The sequence below is a fragment of the Cryobacterium sp. genome (genome assembly GCF_025463825.1).
In the GTDB taxonomy this organism is placed as follows: Bacteria; Actinomycetota; Actinomycetes; order Actinomycetales; family Microbacteriaceae; genus Cryobacterium.
In genome coordinates this window covers 13,015-27,387 of record NZ_JAODBG010000025.1, presented here as the reverse complement: position 1 = coordinate 27,387, position 14,373 = coordinate 13,015, and the positions used below count along the sequence as shown (strand labels likewise).

17 protein-coding genes and 1 tRNA gene are annotated in these 14,373 nt (G+C 69.6%); 10 read left to right on the top strand and 8 right to left on the bottom strand.

Features of this window, described 5'->3' with window-relative positions:
- Positions 1–91: 91 nt before the first annotated feature.
- Both JWP54_RS03065 and JWP54_RS03060 read right to left on the bottom strand, forming a co-directional pair.
- The gene (locus tag JWP54_RS03065) at positions 92–358 is read right to left on the bottom strand and encodes a hypothetical protein (RefSeq protein ID WP_297367050.1); all 267 of its coding nucleotides are present in this window, start codon (positions 356–358) and stop codon (positions 92–94) included.
- Positions 303–857 carry a sigma factor-like helix-turn-helix DNA-binding protein gene (locus JWP54_RS03060; protein ID WP_297367047.1) on the bottom strand — a complete coding sequence of 185 codons (555 nt, stop codon included), beginning with the start codon at positions 855–857 and terminating at the stop codon, positions 303–305. Before JWP54_RS03060 ends, JWP54_RS03065 begins: the two co-directional genes overlap by 56 nt.
- Before the next feature lie 211 nt (positions 858–1,068).
- Between JWP54_RS03060 and JWP54_RS03055 the strand changes: the two genes are divergently transcribed.
- The 4 genes from JWP54_RS03055 to JWP54_RS03040 all read left to right on the top strand — a co-directional run bounded on the left by JWP54_RS03055 (position 1,069) and on the right by JWP54_RS03040 (position 3,395).
- On the top strand, positions 1,069–1,563 hold the full coding sequence (locus tag JWP54_RS03055; protein ID WP_297367138.1) for a putative glycolipid-binding domain-containing protein: 495 nt from the start codon (positions 1,069–1,071) through the stop codon (positions 1,561–1,563).
- Positions 1,564–1,705: 142 nt separating this feature from the next.
- On the top strand, positions 1,706–2,152 hold the full coding sequence (locus tag JWP54_RS03050; protein WP_297367044.1) for a MarR family transcriptional regulator: 447 nt from the start codon (positions 1,706–1,708) through the stop codon (positions 2,150–2,152).
- 356 nt (positions 2,153–2,508) lie between these two features.
- Positions 2,509–2,694, top strand: coding sequence for a DUF1918 domain-containing protein (locus JWP54_RS03045; RefSeq protein ID WP_297367041.1), 186 nt, complete (start codon positions 2,509–2,511; stop codon positions 2,692–2,694).
- A 128-nt stretch (positions 2,695–2,822) separates the two neighbouring features.
- Positions 2,823–3,395, top strand: coding sequence for an NUDIX domain-containing protein (locus JWP54_RS03040; RefSeq protein WP_297367038.1), 573 nt, complete (start codon positions 2,823–2,825; stop codon positions 3,393–3,395).
- A 94-nt stretch (positions 3,396–3,489) separates the two neighbouring features.
- Here JWP54_RS03040 and JWP54_RS03035 read toward each other — a convergent pair.
- From JWP54_RS03035 to JWP54_RS03020, 4 genes are all read right to left on the bottom strand, one after another.
- Positions 3,490–3,562: transfer RNA gene (locus tag JWP54_RS03035), tRNA-Arg, on the bottom strand.
- Positions 3,563–3,615: 53 nt separating this feature from the next.
- Positions 3,616–4,029 carry an MmcQ/YjbR family DNA-binding protein gene (locus JWP54_RS03030; protein ID WP_297367035.1) on the bottom strand — a complete coding sequence of 138 codons (414 nt, stop codon included), beginning with the start codon at positions 4,027–4,029 and terminating at the stop codon, positions 3,616–3,618.
- Complete coding sequence (locus JWP54_RS03025) at positions 4,026–5,399, bottom strand: MFS transporter (RefSeq protein ID WP_297367032.1); 1,374 nt, start codon at positions 5,397–5,399, stop codon at positions 4,026–4,028. The genes JWP54_RS03030 and JWP54_RS03025 overlap by 4 nt, the downstream gene beginning before the upstream one ends.
- 4 nt (positions 5,400–5,403) lie before the next feature.
- Positions 5,404–5,991, bottom strand: coding sequence for a nucleoside deaminase (locus JWP54_RS03020; protein WP_297367029.1), 588 nt, complete (start codon positions 5,989–5,991; stop codon positions 5,404–5,406).
- Positions 5,992–6,239: 248 nt separating this feature from the next.
- Here JWP54_RS03020 and JWP54_RS03015 point away from each other — a divergent pair, with 248 nt between their 5' ends.
- The 3 genes from JWP54_RS03015 to JWP54_RS03005 all read left to right on the top strand — a co-directional run bounded on the left by JWP54_RS03015 (position 6,240) and on the right by JWP54_RS03005 (position 9,930).
- Entirely contained in the window at positions 6,240–7,421 is a 1,182-nt protein-coding gene (locus JWP54_RS03015; RefSeq protein WP_297367026.1) for an MFS transporter, read from the top strand.
- Between the two features lie 135 nt (positions 7,422–7,556).
- Entirely contained in the window at positions 7,557–8,282 is a 726-nt protein-coding gene (locus tag JWP54_RS03010; RefSeq protein ID WP_297367022.1) for a flavodoxin family protein, read from the top strand.
- Positions 8,283–8,418: 136 nt separating this feature from the next.
- On the top strand, positions 8,419–9,930 hold the full coding sequence (locus JWP54_RS03005; RefSeq protein WP_297367020.1) for a carboxylesterase/lipase family protein: 1,512 nt from the start codon (positions 8,419–8,421) through the stop codon (positions 9,928–9,930).
- Between the two features lie 26 nt (positions 9,931–9,956).
- Here the strand turns inward: JWP54_RS03005 and JWP54_RS03000 are convergent, their stop codons facing one another.
- Complete coding sequence (locus JWP54_RS03000; RefSeq protein WP_297367017.1) at positions 9,957–10,400, bottom strand: helix-turn-helix domain-containing protein; 444 nt, start codon at positions 10,398–10,400, stop codon at positions 9,957–9,959.
- A gap of 108 nt (positions 10,401–10,508) precedes the next feature.
- Between JWP54_RS03000 and JWP54_RS02995 the strand changes: the two genes are divergently transcribed.
- The 3 genes from JWP54_RS02995 (at position 10,509) to JWP54_RS02985 (ending at position 13,830) form a co-directional block, all read left to right on the top strand.
- Entirely contained in the window at positions 10,509–11,363 is an 855-nt protein-coding gene (locus tag JWP54_RS02995; RefSeq protein WP_297367014.1) for an SDR family oxidoreductase, read from the top strand.
- A 112-nt stretch (positions 11,364–11,475) separates the two neighbouring features.
- Complete coding sequence (locus tag JWP54_RS02990; RefSeq protein WP_297367011.1) at positions 11,476–11,973, top strand: FBP domain-containing protein; 498 nt, start codon at positions 11,476–11,478, stop codon at positions 11,971–11,973.
- An 87-nt stretch (positions 11,974–12,060) separates the two neighbouring features.
- A complete protein-coding gene (locus tag JWP54_RS02985; RefSeq protein ID WP_297367008.1) occupies positions 12,061–13,830 on the top strand; it encodes a bifunctional diguanylate cyclase/phosphodiesterase in 1,770 nt (589 codons plus the stop codon).
- On the opposite strand, the gene JWP54_RS02980 is transcribed toward JWP54_RS02985, so the two are convergent.
- Complete coding sequence (locus JWP54_RS02980; protein WP_297367004.1) at positions 13,797–14,333, bottom strand: metallophosphoesterase; 537 nt, start codon at positions 14,331–14,333, stop codon at positions 13,797–13,799. The genes JWP54_RS02985 and JWP54_RS02980 overlap by 34 nt on opposite strands.
- Between the last annotated feature and the right edge of the window lie 40 nt (positions 14,334–14,373).

Here is a 14,373-nt window from a genome sequence, read left to right as displayed (position 1 = left end):
AGCGGGCGAGGTGGTCGCCGACGTGCCGCTGGAGCGGATCGACGACCACCGTCCGGGCACCGACCCGGCACCAGCCCGGTATCGGTGACGCCTAAATCGCGGGGGTGGCCTGCGCCGCCAGCCACTGCTCGAAGGTGGTCCCGAAGATCAGCGCGTCCGGCCCGGGTACCAGGGTGCGCTCGGACAGGATCGCCCCGAAGTACGGGGCGGCCGTGTCGACGACGACCTCGCGCGGGTCGCCGCGCAACTCGAGAGCCGCGCGGATGAGTACGTCGAGTCCGAGCTGGATGGGCCCGGCGACTTCAATGGTGCCGTTCAGCGGCGGGCCGACGGCGGTGCGACCGACGGCACCGGCCACGTCCTCGGCCGCGATGGGCTGGATGAGGGCGTGCGAGAGGCGCACGGTGTTTCCGGGCGCGGCCGACCAGTTGGCGGGTCGCCGGTTCGCTCGACTGCACGATCTCGGCGATCTGTTGATAGGGGTAGTCGAACGCCTCCCTCAGCACATACGCGGCACGTTCGGCCGGGGTGAGCTTTTCCAGCAGCAGCAACACCGCGTATTCGAGGGCCTCACCACGTTCCGCGCCAAGCTCGGGGTTGGCGCTGGTGTCGATCGGATCGGGCAGCCATGGCCCGATGTAGGTTTCGTGTCGTGCACGCGCAGACTGGGCCTGGTTCATCGACAGCCTGGTCGTGATCGTGGCCAGGAACGCCGGCGGTGTGTCCACAATGTGCCGGTCGGTCGCCTGCCAGCGGAGCCAGGTCTCCTGCACGATATCTTCGGCCTCCGCCACGCTGCCCAGCATGCGGTACGCGATCCCGAATAGCCGCGGTGGCACCATGCCGAACGTCTCCACGGCCCACCCGAGGTCACGCTGGTCTGCTTGCTCGTCCACGCATCCGCCTGTTCGAAGTAGTCATCCATGCCGGCCACCGCCGCACCCCGCCCGGGAGAACCGGTCGGTCATGTACTAAGACCGGGTGGCTTCGGGTTTTGTGACCGGATTCAGAGAATCGCCGGTGCCGCGGCGCAGTGATCGTTCTATGGTCAGCGCATGGAGTTGACCGATCTGCCCCGCTTGGCGGCTTGGCGGCGTGACGACGGCGACCGAGTCGGGGAGGGGCTGGTCGGTGGGCTACCGAATCGACCTCGACCGGCGCTGGCACACCCGGCGAGCGCTGGTGATCGCCACGACGATCTCGGGCGAGCGACGGGTGACCGTGCAGGCCACCGGCACCTACTGGACCGTCGACGGCCAAGCACGGCCCGATCTCGAGGGATGCGTCGACGTCGATGTCGAGTCGTCGAACGGAACGAACACTCTCCCCCTGCACCGGTTGCAGTTTGTTCCGGGCCAGCCGGTGCAGGTGGCGGCCGCGTTCGTGTCCGTCAACGACCTCAGCGTGCACCGACTCGAGCAGCGCTACACGCTCCGCAGCAGCACCCCGGTCGGGTCGACGTTCGACTACGAGTCGACCACCTTCGACTACGCCGGCGAGCTCAGATTCGACGCGGCCGGCCTCATCCTGGACTACCCAGGCAGCGCCGTGCGGGACCTCTGACCGCCTGGCGTGCTCCCACCTGACGAATACCGAGCCGATGCCCTGCCGAGAATCCGCGACAACGGGCTAGGCTGCGGCGGGACGCTCCATGCGTCCCATACTCTTGAAGACAGGATGCCCGGGGGCACCGAGAGGAGGCAACATGGTCGATCGAGCGGTAGCTGTCGGCGCTTGGGAGTCGCTGTTTCGGGCCCAGGTCGCCATCATGCGCAGCCTCGCCGAGGAGTTCCCTTCCCGCGAGATCTCGATGAACGAGTACGACGTCATGTTCAACCTGTCCCGCCAGCCGGAGCGGAGCATCCGTCTGCGGGAGCTCAACAAGCACGTGCTGCTCACCCAGCCCAGCGTCAGCCGTCTCGTCGACCGGCTGGCCTCCCGGGGGTACGTGCACAAGCACGCCGACCCCGATGACGGCCGCGGCGCAATCGTCGAACTGACCGACGCCGGCTATGCGCTGTTCCGACGGGTTGCCCTTGACCACATGTCGTCGATCACGACCCGCGTGGGCGACACGCTGAGCACCGACGAACTGCTGCAGCTCACCGCCCTCTGCGACCGCCTTCGACTGGGCCCGGACCAGCCGCTCTGAGTTGATCGGCACCGTTCACCGGTACCACTGTCTGGGCCACTGACCGGCCCATCTGGTGTTCGGCTTAAGCGGCGAGACAAGGGCCCTACCCCTCGCCCCGCCGTGGCACTCCCTTGCGGGGACTGCCTCCCCGGTCTGGCGACCCGAACGTTGCCTGGCCGGGAATCTATGTGCGGACGAACCGAGTGGACCGCAGCCGTGCTGCCGGTCCGACGCCGCCCCGTCGGCCTGCCTCGTTCGCGCAACGGAACTAAGGTTATCTCATTTTACCTCCGCGCCCGGCGCGCGAGTCTGCGGTCGGTGGCCCTGTCCATCCGGAGGGCGCGAGCGTAGCCTGCCCCTCAGGAGGTGGCGTCATGCGCGCAACAGAAAACGACCGCATCATCATTAGAGGCAAAACCGATACGACTGCCGACCGGCACGGTACGGTTCGCGAGGTCCGCGGCCAGGACGGAGAACCGCCGTATCTGGTCACGTTCGATGACGGACACGAATCCCTGGTGTTCCCAGGCTCCGATTTCATCATCGAGAAGGTGCACTGACCGGTGGCGCAGGCGCACATCTGTTGCCCGCGCGGACAAGTGCACCCGGCACACCGGGACCAATTGTCCGCACTGGGCACAGTTGGCCGGATTCACCTGGCGCCCCACGGCGGCGGCTACGCTCGAACATGACCACTGCCGCACTTCCCGCTCCCGCCGCCGACCTCGTCACGCGGCTACGACAGTGGCTGCCGCTCGGACCGGAGCAGGCGGCCCTGCGCGACGAGTACCTCTCGTTCGTCGGCGGTTCTCCGCACACGGCGCTGGCGCGGGACGGCGGCCCGGAGCACGTCACCGGAAGCTGCTTCGTCTTCACGCCCGACCTGGCGCGGGTCCTGCTCTGTTTCCACAAGAAGGGCCGGTTCTGGGTGCAGTTGGGCGGTCACGTCGAGCCCGTCGACGGGTCGGTGGCGGAGGCCGCGTACCGGGAGGCCCGGGAAGAGTGCGGCATCGACGACCTGTCCCCCATCGGCGCCCTACTCGACGTGGACCGGCACGGCCTGGGCGGCGGGTTCCGCTGCAGCGTGCACTGGGACGTGGGTTTTGCCGCGATCGCCCGGCCGGAGGCGGCGCCGGTGGCGAGCGCCGAGAGCGAGGATGTGGCTTGGTGGCCGGTGGCGGCGTTGCCGGAGAACGTGCCGCCGCAGTTTGGCCGCCGGTTGGCCGGCGTCCTCGCCGAACTGGCGCATCAACGCGCCTGACCAAGCAGCAGAAGCGCGGCGTCCGGGAAACAGAAAACCCCGCGATCTGTGCGATCGCGGGGTACTTCCCGGCTGTACGGCCGGTGATTCTCTGTGCGCCCGAAGGGATTCGAACCCCCAACCTTCTGATCCGTAGTCAGATGCTCTATCCGTTGAGCTACGGGCGCAGTGGTGACTCCTGCAGCGCAAACGCTCGAAGACAACTTGAAAACTATAGCAGCTATTCGTGGCCCTCCGATGCCAGGTTCGCCCGTCGGCGGTCCAATTCGACCAGCTGACGCTTGAGGGCCACCTGCCGGTACGACGTCTCCGCTAGTTCGGCCAGTTCCACCCAGTCGGTGTCGGGCGCGCCGAAGTCGATGGCGAGCCAGCCCGCGGGCCCGTAATACGGCGGGACGAAGAACCGCGGGTCCTGCACGAGGGCCCGTCGTTCCTCGGGGTCGGGCTTGAAGACGATGCTGTGCGGCCGGTCCATGCTGGCGCCGGCGGTGACGAAGATCTTCTTGCCGGCGCGGAAGGTGGGGCGGCCCCAGGCGAGCACCTCCACGGCCTCGGGCAAGACCAGGCACACCGCCCGCAGGCGGTCCAGCGCCGCATCCGGTTCGTCGAAGAGCAGCGGGTGCGCGGGGGTCATGCCCGCTCCTCGACGGCCGGCGCCGGTGCACCCGGTCTCGGCGCCGGGGCGCGGATGCCCAACCACGACACGATGCCCCCGGCGAACATCAGCGCGGCCACGACCACCATCGCGCGCTGGAAGCCGGCGACGTCCAGGGCCGAGCCGACGATGGTGCCGGTCATGGCGATGGCGACGAGGCCGGCCACCCGGGCCACGGCGTTGTTGACGGCCGAGCCGATTCCGGCCTGGCCGGGGTGGATGGAGCCGAGTACCGCGGACGTGAGCGGCGCCACCGTGATCGCCAGGCCCAGGCCCACCAGCAGGATGCCGGGCAAAACATGCAGCCAGAAGTCGACCGGTGGCACCGCGGTGAGCAGCAACAGGAACCCGGCGCCGGCCACGAACGGGCCGACGGTCATGAAGAGCCGCGGCCCGTGCCGGCCGGCCAGGGTGGCGAAGAAGATCATCATCACCGTCGCCGGGATCCCGGCGAACCCGGCGAGCGTGGCCGAGAACGCCGCCACCTGCTGCAGATACAGGGCGAAGAGGAAGAACCCGAGGTTGAGGGCGGCGTAAATGCCGACGGTGGCGAGGTTGCCCACGGCGAAGTTGCGCACGCGGAACAACCCGAGCGGCATCATCGGGTGCGGCGCGCGGGCCTCCCACCAGAGGTAGGCTGCGAACGCGAGCAATCCGACCGCCATGGGCAGGTAGACGACCGGACTCCCCCAGCCGAACCGGCCCTGCTCGATGAGAGCGAAGACCGGCCCGCCGAGCCCCAGCACGGCCAGACCGGCGCCGAGCAGGTCGATCCGGGCGCCCGCGACGGGCATGCTGGGTTCCTCCACCCGCCGCAGCAGGACCATGGTGACCGCGATCGGGATCACGTTGATGAAGAACACCAGCCGCCAGCTGGCCGCGTCCACGAGGACGCCGCCCAACAGCGGGCCGGCGATGCCGGCGGCCCCGGTCCAGCCGGTCCAGGCGCCAATGGCCTTGCCCTGCGCAACACCGCTGAACCGCGCCGTGATCAGGGCCAACGAGCTCGGCACCAGCAGCGCCGCCGCCACCCCCTGCAGCAGCCGGGCGACGACCAGCACCACGCCGGTGGGTGCCAGGCCGCAGGCCAGCGAGGTGATGCCGAACCAGAGCAGCCCCGCCCGCAGCACGCGCACCCGGCCGAAGGTGTCGGAGAGTGAGCCGGCGACGAGGATAAGCGCGCCCAGGCTGAGCAGGTAGCCGTCAACAACCCACTGTTGCAGTGCGAGCCCGCCGCCGAGGTCGCGGGAGATGGCCGGCAGCGCCACGTTGATGATCGAGCCGTCCAGGAATGCCACGAAGGACGCCAGGATGGCCACCACGAGGACGCGCCGCTGACTGGGGGTCATCCCGCTAGTCAACCCCACCACGGGCGTTGTACACCAGCACGTCGGCTTCGCCGTACTCGCGGAAGACCCGAAGTGCCTCGTCCCGACCGACGCCCTGCACCACGGTGATGCCTCTGGCCTCAAATTGCTCGGCCCAGTCCTCGCGCATGGGGCCCTCGTCGAAACCGGTGAGCGCCTCGAGCTCTGAACCCGAGCCGGCCACGACCAGGCGCCGCACGCCGGACCACATGGTTGCCCCGTAACACATGACGCACGGGCGCCAGTTGACCACCAGCTCCAGCGGCCGGGCCGGGTCGGCACCGAGGTCCCATGACCCTGTGGCCCGCTGCGCCAGGCCGAGAGCCATGATCTCGGCGTGCGCCCCGGCGATGCCGGAGGACAGCACCACGTTCACGCCCACCGACACCAGCTCCCCGGAGACGGCGTCGACGACGATCGCCGCGAACGGGCCGCCGTTGCCCTCGCGGAAATTCCGGTCGGCCAGCGAGTTGACCAGCGCCATCCGCTCGTCGAGGGTGGTTAGGGCCGTCGGGAGGCCCGGCATCAGGTCGGCCAGCCACCTCGGCAGCGACAGGGTGAATTCGGTCTCCATGGGGGCCTTTCGGTTGGGCGCCGCACCGCGCGGCCGCCGAGACCTCACAGCGTACGAGGCGGATGTTTCCAGCAGGTTAGCCGCGGGAGCCCGGAGCCCACAGCGCCCCGGATGGAGGCCGGAAGTCACTTTCGCTTGTGGCTTCGCGACAGATAGACCAGATTGGAGCCCGCAGCCACTTAAGACAACCCCGAGATCGCCCACGGCCCCTCGGCAGCGTGCGTTTACCCACCGACCTGGAGCCGCCCATGAGCGCACCGACCACCGTCCAGTCCTCGGTCGGTTTAGAGCGGTCCCGGGTTGCGGTGAGCGCAAGCTACGCCGCCCAGGGCTTTGGCTACGCCGTGGTTGTGACATCGCTACCCAACCTCAAGAGCCGGTATGCCATCGATGACACCGTGGTGTCTCTTATCGTGCTGCTGGTCTGTGTGGCGGCAGCCGGCGGCTCGGTGCTGGCCGACCGACTCGCCCTGCGCTGGGGCAGCCGGGTGGCGCTGGTAGTGGGCCTGCTGCTCAAGGCGGTCGCGCTGCCCCTGATCGCCTCGCCGGTGGGTCTGCCGGAATTCATCGCTGCGTTCGCGATCTACGGGGTGGGCCTGGGAATCGTCGACGCCGGCGGCGCCATGCAGGGAGTTCTCGTGCAGCAACGAGCGGGGGTGTCGGTGATGGCCGGTTTCTTCGCCTGGTACACCGGCGCCGCGATCCTGGGCGCCCTGCTGGTGTCGGCCGTCGCCGGCACCGCCAGCAACGCGAGCATCGCCCTGGTGGCGGGCGCCGCTGTGGCCCTGGGCGTCGCGATCCTCGGCGTGCGCGGATTCGACCCGCGACTGACCAGAGTGCCCGCTCCGGATGCGGCTCCGCAAGGCAAGCTCCCCCACCGCGGCATCGCCCTGTTCGGCACCGTGGTGCTCGCGGCGTTCGTGGTCGACTCCGCGGTGAGCACCTGGAGCACCGTGTACCTGCACGACGTGCTGCTCTCCGGCGCCGTGATCGCCCCGCTCGGCTACGCCGCGTACCAGGCCGCCATCCTGGTCACCCGCATCGGCGCCGACGTGCTGGTGCGCCGGTACGGGCGCACGGTCGTCGCCGTCTGCACCACCGTCCTCGCCATCGTCGGCTGTCTTGTCGTCGCGACACTGCCCTCCGCCGGAGCGGCCGTTGCCGGCTTCGCCCTCGCCGGCTTCGGGGTGGGCGCCCTGGTGCCACTGGCGTTCAGCGCGGCCGGCGAGTTGCACGAGGCCCGCAGCGACGAGGTGATCGCCAGGGTGAACCTGTTCAACTACGCCGGAGCCGTGCTCGGCGCCGTCCTGGTCGGCCTGCTCGCCGACTCCACCGGGCTCGCCGCCGCCTTCCTGTTGCCGGCGGCACTGCTCGTCCCCGTGCTGTTCCTGGCTCACCGCTTCGGGTCACGCCGGCCCGCCCGCGCCTGAGTCGTTCCTGTGCGAGCTTCCGGCCTTCGTTTCCGAAACGAAGGCCGGAAGTCTGCAAACGAACACGAATGACCTCAGTCACGGCGCATCCGTACCGGGCTAGACGGGGTCGGGGGCCGGTGATTGACTGCCCTCATGGCGACGACGCGGAACACCCAGGCCTCGTTCGAGTACCACGGCCTGCGCGCCCTCTTCATCAACTGCACCCTCAAGCGCAGCCCCGTGATCAGCAACACCGAGGGCATCATCGGCCTCAGCGCCAACCTCATGCGCGCGCAGGGCGTGCACGTCGAGGAGATCCGCGCCGTCGACCACGACATCGCCACCGGCGTGTATCCCGACATGACCGAGCACGGCTGGGCGACGGATGCCTGGCCGGCATTGTTCGACAAGGTCGCCGCCGCCGACATCCTGGTGATCGGCGGGCCGATCTGGCTCGGTGACAACAGCTCAGTCACCAAGCGGGTCATCGAGCGGTTGTATGCAATGTCGGGCGAGTACAACGACGAGGGCCAGTACATCTACTACGGCAAGGTGGGCGGGGCCATCATCACCGGCAACGAGGACGGCGTGAAGCACTGCTCCTCCAACGTGCTCTACAGCCTGCAACACATCGGCTACACGATCCCACCCGCCGCGGATGCCGGCTGGATCGGCGAGATCGGTCCGGGCCCCAGCTACCTCGATCCTGGATCGGGCGGCCCCGAAAACGAGTTCACCAACCGCAACACCACCTTCATGACCTGGAACCTGATGCACCTGGCGGCGATCCTCAAGGTCAACCGGGGCATCCCCGCCTACGGCAACCTGCGCGAAGCCTGGGACGCCGGCGAGAGGTTCGGGTTCGAACCGAATCCGTGAGGACCGCTACGAGACGAGAAGGCCCGGAGCACCCGATCCGGGGCAGGAGGGAAACACCATGTTCCGCCCTCTGCCGGAGAACGTCCCGGCGAAACAAACACCAACCGCAACCCGGTCCTGGCCGCTCCAGGTGCGCGTGACCGGCGGTCTGGTGCGCGGCAGCCGCCCCGACGCAGGGGTGCAAACCTGGCGCGGAATTCCCTACGCCGCCCCACCGGTGGGCCAGCTGCGGTTCCGGGCACCGCAACCGGTGATCCCCTGGACGGGCGTGCGCGACGCCAGCGCCTACGGCCCCGTCGCCCCGCAAGACCGCGGCACCCAATTCAAGGGGGTCGACCGCCGCACCCGGATGGGCGAGGACTGCCTCACCCTGAACGTGCAACGACCCACCGCCCGACCGGGCGCCACCGACCTGCCGGTGATGGTCTTCATCCACGGCGGCGGGTACACCTCCGGATGCTCGCAGGATTTCACGGATCGCAGCCGCACCATCGTGCAGAGCGGCCAGACCATCTACGTCGCCCTCAATTATCGGCTGGGCGCCCTCGGCTACCTCGACTTCAGCCGATTCAGTACCCGCAGCCGCCGCTTCGAGAGCAACCTCGGGTTGCGCGACCAGGTCACGGCCCTGGAATGGGTGCGGGACAACATCCGCGCGTTCGGCGGCGACCCCGACAACGTCACCGTGGCCGGCGAGTCCGCCGGCGGCAACGCCGTGGTCACGTTGCTCGCGACGCCCGCGGCCGGCGGCCTGTTCGCCCGGGCGATCGCCCAGAGCCCGCCGTCGAACGCCGCATACTCACCCGCGCTCGCCGGTCGTTGGGCAGCCGATTTTGTCAAGGTACTGCGGCAGGGCCGCGGGACGGAGCTCGCCGGCGGACGGCGGCCCGCCGCCGAACTGCTCGCCACTGCTCCCTGGCCCGCTCTGGTGCGTGCCGCTGTGGTGCTGCAGCGGCGCACTCCGGATGTCGACCCGGGAACCTTCTGTATGGCCCCCGTCGTCGACGGGGATTTCCTGCCCGAGCGCCCGCTGGACGCCTTCCGGCGGGGCCACGCCCATCCGCTGCCGCTGATCATCGGCACCAACGACCGGGAGGGCTCGCTGTTCCGCGGCCGGATCGACATCCTGCCCCGGTCTATCCAGCGCATCCAGTCACTGTTCGACGAGGCCCCACCCGGCTCGCACGACGGCATGCGGCTGGTGTACTCGGCGCTGCCGGCGCTGCGTGCCGAAGTGGATTTCGGCGCCGACTACGCGTTTTGGTTTCCCAGCGTGCAGGTCGCCGAGTTGCACTCGCGGTCGGCACCGGTGTACCTCTACCGCTTCGACCTGGCCCCCCGGCTGCTGCGCCTCCTCGGCTACGATGCCACCCACGGTCTCGAGCTGCTCGCCCTCTCCACGTCGGCCGCTGACCGCCAATTACGCCGGCTCACGGCCCTGGGCGGGCGGGAGAGCTTTCTGCGTACCGGCGACCGGATGCGCACGCATTGGTTGCGTTTCATGGCCACCGGCCTGACCGGGCCGGGCTGGCCGGTCTACACCGAGCAGGACCGCCTGACGTTGATCTTCGACGAGGAGGATCGGGTGGAATCAGATCCTCGCGGCGACCGGCGGCTGGCGTGGCTGCAGTTCCTGCCTGACCTGTAGCCGATACCGGTCGATCCGGGCCGGCCTCAGCGGCCGCCCACGATGTCGCCGGCGTTCGCGCCGACCCACCGCACCAGCGGGAGCAGGTGCGCGGCGAGGTCGTGCCCGCGGCCGGTGAGGCTGTAGTCCACCCGCGGCGGGATGGTCGGCTGCGCGTCCCGGTGCACGAGGCCGTCGGCCTCGAGGGCGCGCAGGGTCTGCGCGAGCATCTTCTCGCTGATGCCCTCGATGCCCCGGCGCAGCTCGCCCCAGCGCAGGCTGGTCTCCGACAGCGCCACAAGAACCAGCACGCCCCACTTGCTGGTGACATGGTCGAGCACCACCCGGCTGGCGCATCCGGCCGCGAAGACGTTTGCTGCCGGCGTTCCGTCCAGGGCCGGTGCGGCGTCGCCGACGAGCCGGGCAAGGCGGTCGCGCACGGCCGCATCGGCGGCGGGCTGGGAAGCGGCGGCGGGCATGGTAGCGGTCATGGCAGGAGCTTACCAAAAAGTGGGTACCTTCGGTTGGGAAGTAACTGCGGACTTGGTGGGTTACACCCCCAGAAGGCACGCGAACGCGCGCCACGAAGGGAACCATCAATGTCTATCGTCGTCACCGGAGCCACCGGCCAGCTGGGTCACCTCATCGTCGAGCACCTGATCAACCGCGGCGTCGCCCCGGCTGAGATCACCGCCGTGGGCCGCAACACCGCACGCCTGGCCGACCTGGCCGCGAGGGGTGTGCGCACCGCGGTCATCGACTACACCGACCCGGCCAGCCTCGCAGCAGCGTTCACCGGCGCCGACGTGCTGATGCTGGTCTCCGGCAGCGAGGTTGGCCAGCGCGTCGCCCAGCACACCAACGCCATCACCGCCGCGATCGCCGCGGGTATTGGCCGGATCGTCTACACGAGTGCCCCGAAGGCGGATACCTCCGAGCTGATCCTGGCGCCGGAGCACAAGGCCACCGAGGAGGCCCTGCATGCGTCCGGGGTGCCCGTCACGGTCCTGCGCAACGGTTGGTACACCGAGAACTACGCCGCCGCCGTGCAGCAGGCCCGCGACAACGGCGTCTACCTCACCAGCGCGGGCGGTGGCCGGGTGGCCAGCGCCTCGCGTACCGACTATGCCGAAGCCGCCGCCGTGGTGCTCACCACTCCCGGCCATGAGAACGTCACCTACGAGCTGGCCGGCGACGTGGCCTGGACCGGCACTGACATGGCAGCCGCCCTGACCGAGGTCGTCGGGCGTCCCGTCGTGTTCAGCGCCGTGTCCCCCGACGAGCACACCGCCATCCTCACCGGCGCTGGCCTGGACGGCGGCACCGTCGGCTTCGTCGTCGCTCTCGACGGCAACACCCGGGACGGTCTGCTGGCGGGCGGCAGCACCGAGCTGGCCACCCTCATCGGTCGCCCCACCACTCCGCTGATCGAGGGCCTGCGCGCGATCGCCTAGCCCACCACGCGTCGCGGCTCGCTGCGCCCCCGCCCGCTCCACGCGGCGGGGGCGCAGGCGTTGAGCCTGCGGAAGGGCTCGGCTACGCTGTACGAATCATCGGAGGGAGATCATGAAGCCACTTTCTGCGACCGAAATCCGCGATTCCGTCGTCAATGCCACCGCCGACGAGATTGCCCGGATGCCACTGCCGGGCCTGCACGAGACGATCTGGGCAGAGCGTGAGTACCTGGGCTGGCGCGACCCCCAGTCACCGCAGCGCGGCTACATCGTCTATTGGCGCGGCGACACCCCGGTGGGCATGGTGCTCCGAGCCGCGAGTCGCGAGCCGGGACGGTCGATGTCCGCGTTCTGCTCACTCTGCCGCACACAACAGCCGGCGCACCAGGTCAGCCTATTCAGCGTGCCCAAGGCCGGCCAGGCCGGCCGGGATGGCAACACCGTCGGCACCTACATCTGTTCCGACCTGGCGTGCTCCACGCTGATCCGCATCCTGCCGCCGCCGTCGCAGATGCAGCCGAACCCCGCCGAGATGGTCGTCACCCGGGGCGCCGGGCTGCTCGAGCGCCTCGAGGGTTTCACCAATGAGGTGCTTAAACCCGCAGATTGATGAATGTCACGCTTTCGGGGGGTGGGGCGCTAGATTGAGATCAGCCCGGTGATGGCGCGGAGGACTATGGGGGCAGGGGGTGCGCGCATGACACGCACGACCCGGCGCCCCGGTGTGGGCTATCGGCCCGGGCTTTTCGACGCCGCAGATTCGGCCGGGATTCTCCTCGGGGCCGCGCAATTCGGTTTCGGACTGCCCCTCTTCCTCTATGCGGGCTACGAAATCCTGCAGAGCGGTTCGCCGAACGGCGTGCTTCTTGTCGCCGGCGCGGCCCTACTCGCCACCGGCGTGCTCACCACCGTCTTGCGCCACCGGATGCGCGTACCGCTGCGCCACCTGGCCCTGTGCTGGATCGGGGGCATCGGCCTCCTCTGCCAGGCGGCCACCGGCGGCGAGCCGATCACGTTCACCTTCGCGTGGACGCCGAGCCTGCTCGCCCTGATCGCCTTCGCGGTGATCCCCGCGGCCCAATCGCTGTTCTACCCGATGATCTTCATCCCGCTCGCTCTCATCACGCTCGCCATGCACCCCAACGCCAGCCCGGCCGACGTGGCCATGTCGGCGCTGCTCATGCTGGCGACGGGTCTGGGCCTGACCTGGTTCGCCAGGAGCGCCCTCCTCGCAGAAACCGACGAACTCACCGGTATCCCCAACTTCGCCGGGTTCGAGCAGGTGCTCAGCGCCGCCATGCGGGACGCCGCTCTCGACGAGCCGCTGTCGCTGGTACGGCTGGATATCAACGAATTCGCGCTGGTGAACCGGCAGGCCGGCCTGGCGGGCGGCGATGCGGCCATGGTGGCCTTCGTCGCAGGAGTCACCGCGGCGCTGCCCGCCCGGGCCACGATGGGCCGGATGGAGGGCGACGCGTTCGCCATCCTGCTGCCCTCGCAGACCGCCGCCGAGGCGCGTGACCTACTGGAGCGCGTGCAAGGTCAGGTGGCCGGGTTCTCGGCCGGCATCTCCGCGCGGGAGGGCGACGAATCCCAGAGCGAGTTTTTCGGCCGGGCCGGCAAGGCCCTCTTCGAAGCGCAACGAGTGGGCCGCGGCAGGGTCATCACCCACGGCGGCTACTACGCGTCCCCGGCCGCCGTGCGCGATGGGCTGCGGAACGACGAGTTCTTCCTGCGCTTCCAACCGGTGGTCGACCTGGCCACCGGAGCCGCCGTGGGGGCCGAAGCCCTGGTGCGCTGGCAGCACCCCACCCGCGGCCTCGTGCCACCGTCCGAGTTCATCCCGCTGTGCGAGGCGAGCGGCTCGATCCAGGTCCTCGGGCGCTGGATCGTGCACGAGTCGATCGCCGCTGCCGCAACCTGGCGCCGGCGGCGCCGGTGGGATCGCGAACCGGTCAGCGTGTCCATCAACGCGTCGGCCCGGGAGTTGGCCACCACCGGCTACGGCGGGTTCGTCCTTGCCGAATGCGCCGAGACGGGCTTGCCGCCCGCCCTGGTGCGCATCGAGGTCACCGAGACCGACTTCGGCTCCGACGTGGCGGCCGTGCGCGACAACATCCGGGTGCTGCGCGACGCCGGCGTGCTCATTTCGATGGATGACTTCGGCACCGGGCACTCGAGCCTGTCCCGGCTCACCGAGATCGACCTCGACGTGATCAAGATCGACCAGTCCTTCGTCGCCGTCATCGATGAGGACCGTGATTCGCCGGTCGCCGATCTCACCATCAAGATGGCCGCGTCGCTGGGCCTTGTCGTCATCGCGGAGGGCGTCGAAACCGAGGTGCAGGCCCAGTGGTTGCGCGAACGGGGCTGCCGGTACGCGCAGGGATACCTGTATTCGCGCCCGGTGCCCTCCGACGATTTCGTCACCGCCTACCTCGACACGCGGTCGAGCTCGCTGCCCTGACGTGGTGGCAGGGGCACCAGGGCGACCTCGCGGAGCACGCCGGCATCGGCGATGGCGGTGAGGTAGGTGCCTGCGGGCTGGCGACGACGGTCGGTGGGCGAGCCGGGGTTCAGCAGCCGCATCCCGCCCGGTGACACCGTGTCCCACGGGATGTGGCTGTGCCCGAAAACGAGGACGTCGGTGTCGGGGAAGGCGGCGTCGGCACGCGCCTCCCGGCCCGTGGCGGCGCCGGTCTCGTGGATCATGGCGAACCGGATGCCCTCGATGGTTTCGGTGGCGATCTCCGGCAGGACCGCCCGCAACTCCTGGCCGTCGTTGTTGCCGTACACGCCCAGCAGCGCCCGGGCCCGCCGGGAGAGCTCGTCATGCAGCGCCAGGTTCACCCAGTCCCCGGCGTGCAGCACCAGGTCGGCGCTCTCCACGGCCTGCCAGAGCTGCTCCGGCAGCTGCCGGGCCCGCCGGGGAACGTGGGTGTCGGACATCAGCAGCAGTCGGGTAGCCATGCCCCATTCTGACGCGCCTACCCCCGCCGTCGCCGCGGGG

What these genes read in the sequence shown, in the direction of transcription:
- JWP54_RS03025 (WP_297367032.1), bottom strand. Translation starts at nt 5,399, where the DNA reads ATGACCCCCAGTCAGCGGCGCGTCCTCGTGGTGGCCATCCTGGCGTCC.
- JWP54_RS03030 (WP_297367035.1), bottom strand. Translation starts at nt 4,029, where the DNA reads ATGACCCCCGCGCACCCGCTGCTCTTCGACGAACCGGATGCGGCGCTG.
- JWP54_RS03010 (WP_297367022.1), top strand. Translation starts at nt 7,557, where the DNA reads ATGGCGACGACGCGGAACACCCAGGCCTCGTTCGAGTACCACGGCCTG.
- JWP54_RS02985 (WP_297367008.1), top strand. Translation starts at nt 12,061, where the DNA reads ATGACACGCACGACCCGGCGCCCCGGTGTGGGCTATCGGCCCGGGCTT.
- JWP54_RS03015 (WP_297367026.1), top strand. Translation starts at nt 6,240, where the DNA reads ATGAGCGCACCGACCACCGTCCAGTCCTCGGTCGGTTTAGAGCGGTCC.
- JWP54_RS03045 (WP_297367041.1), top strand. Translation starts at nt 2,509, where the DNA reads ATGCGCGCAACAGAAAACGACCGCATCATCATTAGAGGCAAAACCGAT.
- JWP54_RS02995 (WP_297367014.1), top strand. Translation starts at nt 10,509, where the DNA reads ATGTCTATCGTCGTCACCGGAGCCACCGGCCAGCTGGGTCACCTCATC.
- JWP54_RS03020 (WP_297367029.1), bottom strand. Translation starts at nt 5,991, where the DNA reads ATGGAGACCGAATTCACCCTGTCGCTGCCGAGGTGGCTGGCCGACCTG.
- JWP54_RS03050 (WP_297367044.1), top strand. Translation starts at nt 1,706, where the DNA reads ATGGTCGATCGAGCGGTAGCTGTCGGCGCTTGGGAGTCGCTGTTTCGG.
- JWP54_RS03000 (WP_297367017.1), bottom strand. Translation starts at nt 10,400, where the DNA reads ATGACCGCTACCATGCCCGCCGCCGCTTCCCAGCCCGCCGCCGATGCG.
- JWP54_RS03040 (WP_297367038.1), top strand. Translation starts at nt 2,823, where the DNA reads ATGACCACTGCCGCACTTCCCGCTCCCGCCGCCGACCTCGTCACGCGG.
- JWP54_RS02990 (WP_297367011.1), top strand. Translation starts at nt 11,476, where the DNA reads ATGAAGCCACTTTCTGCGACCGAAATCCGCGATTCCGTCGTCAATGCC.
- JWP54_RS02980 (WP_297367004.1), bottom strand. Translation starts at nt 14,333, where the DNA reads ATGGCTACCCGACTGCTGCTGATGTCCGACACCCACGTTCCCCGGCGG.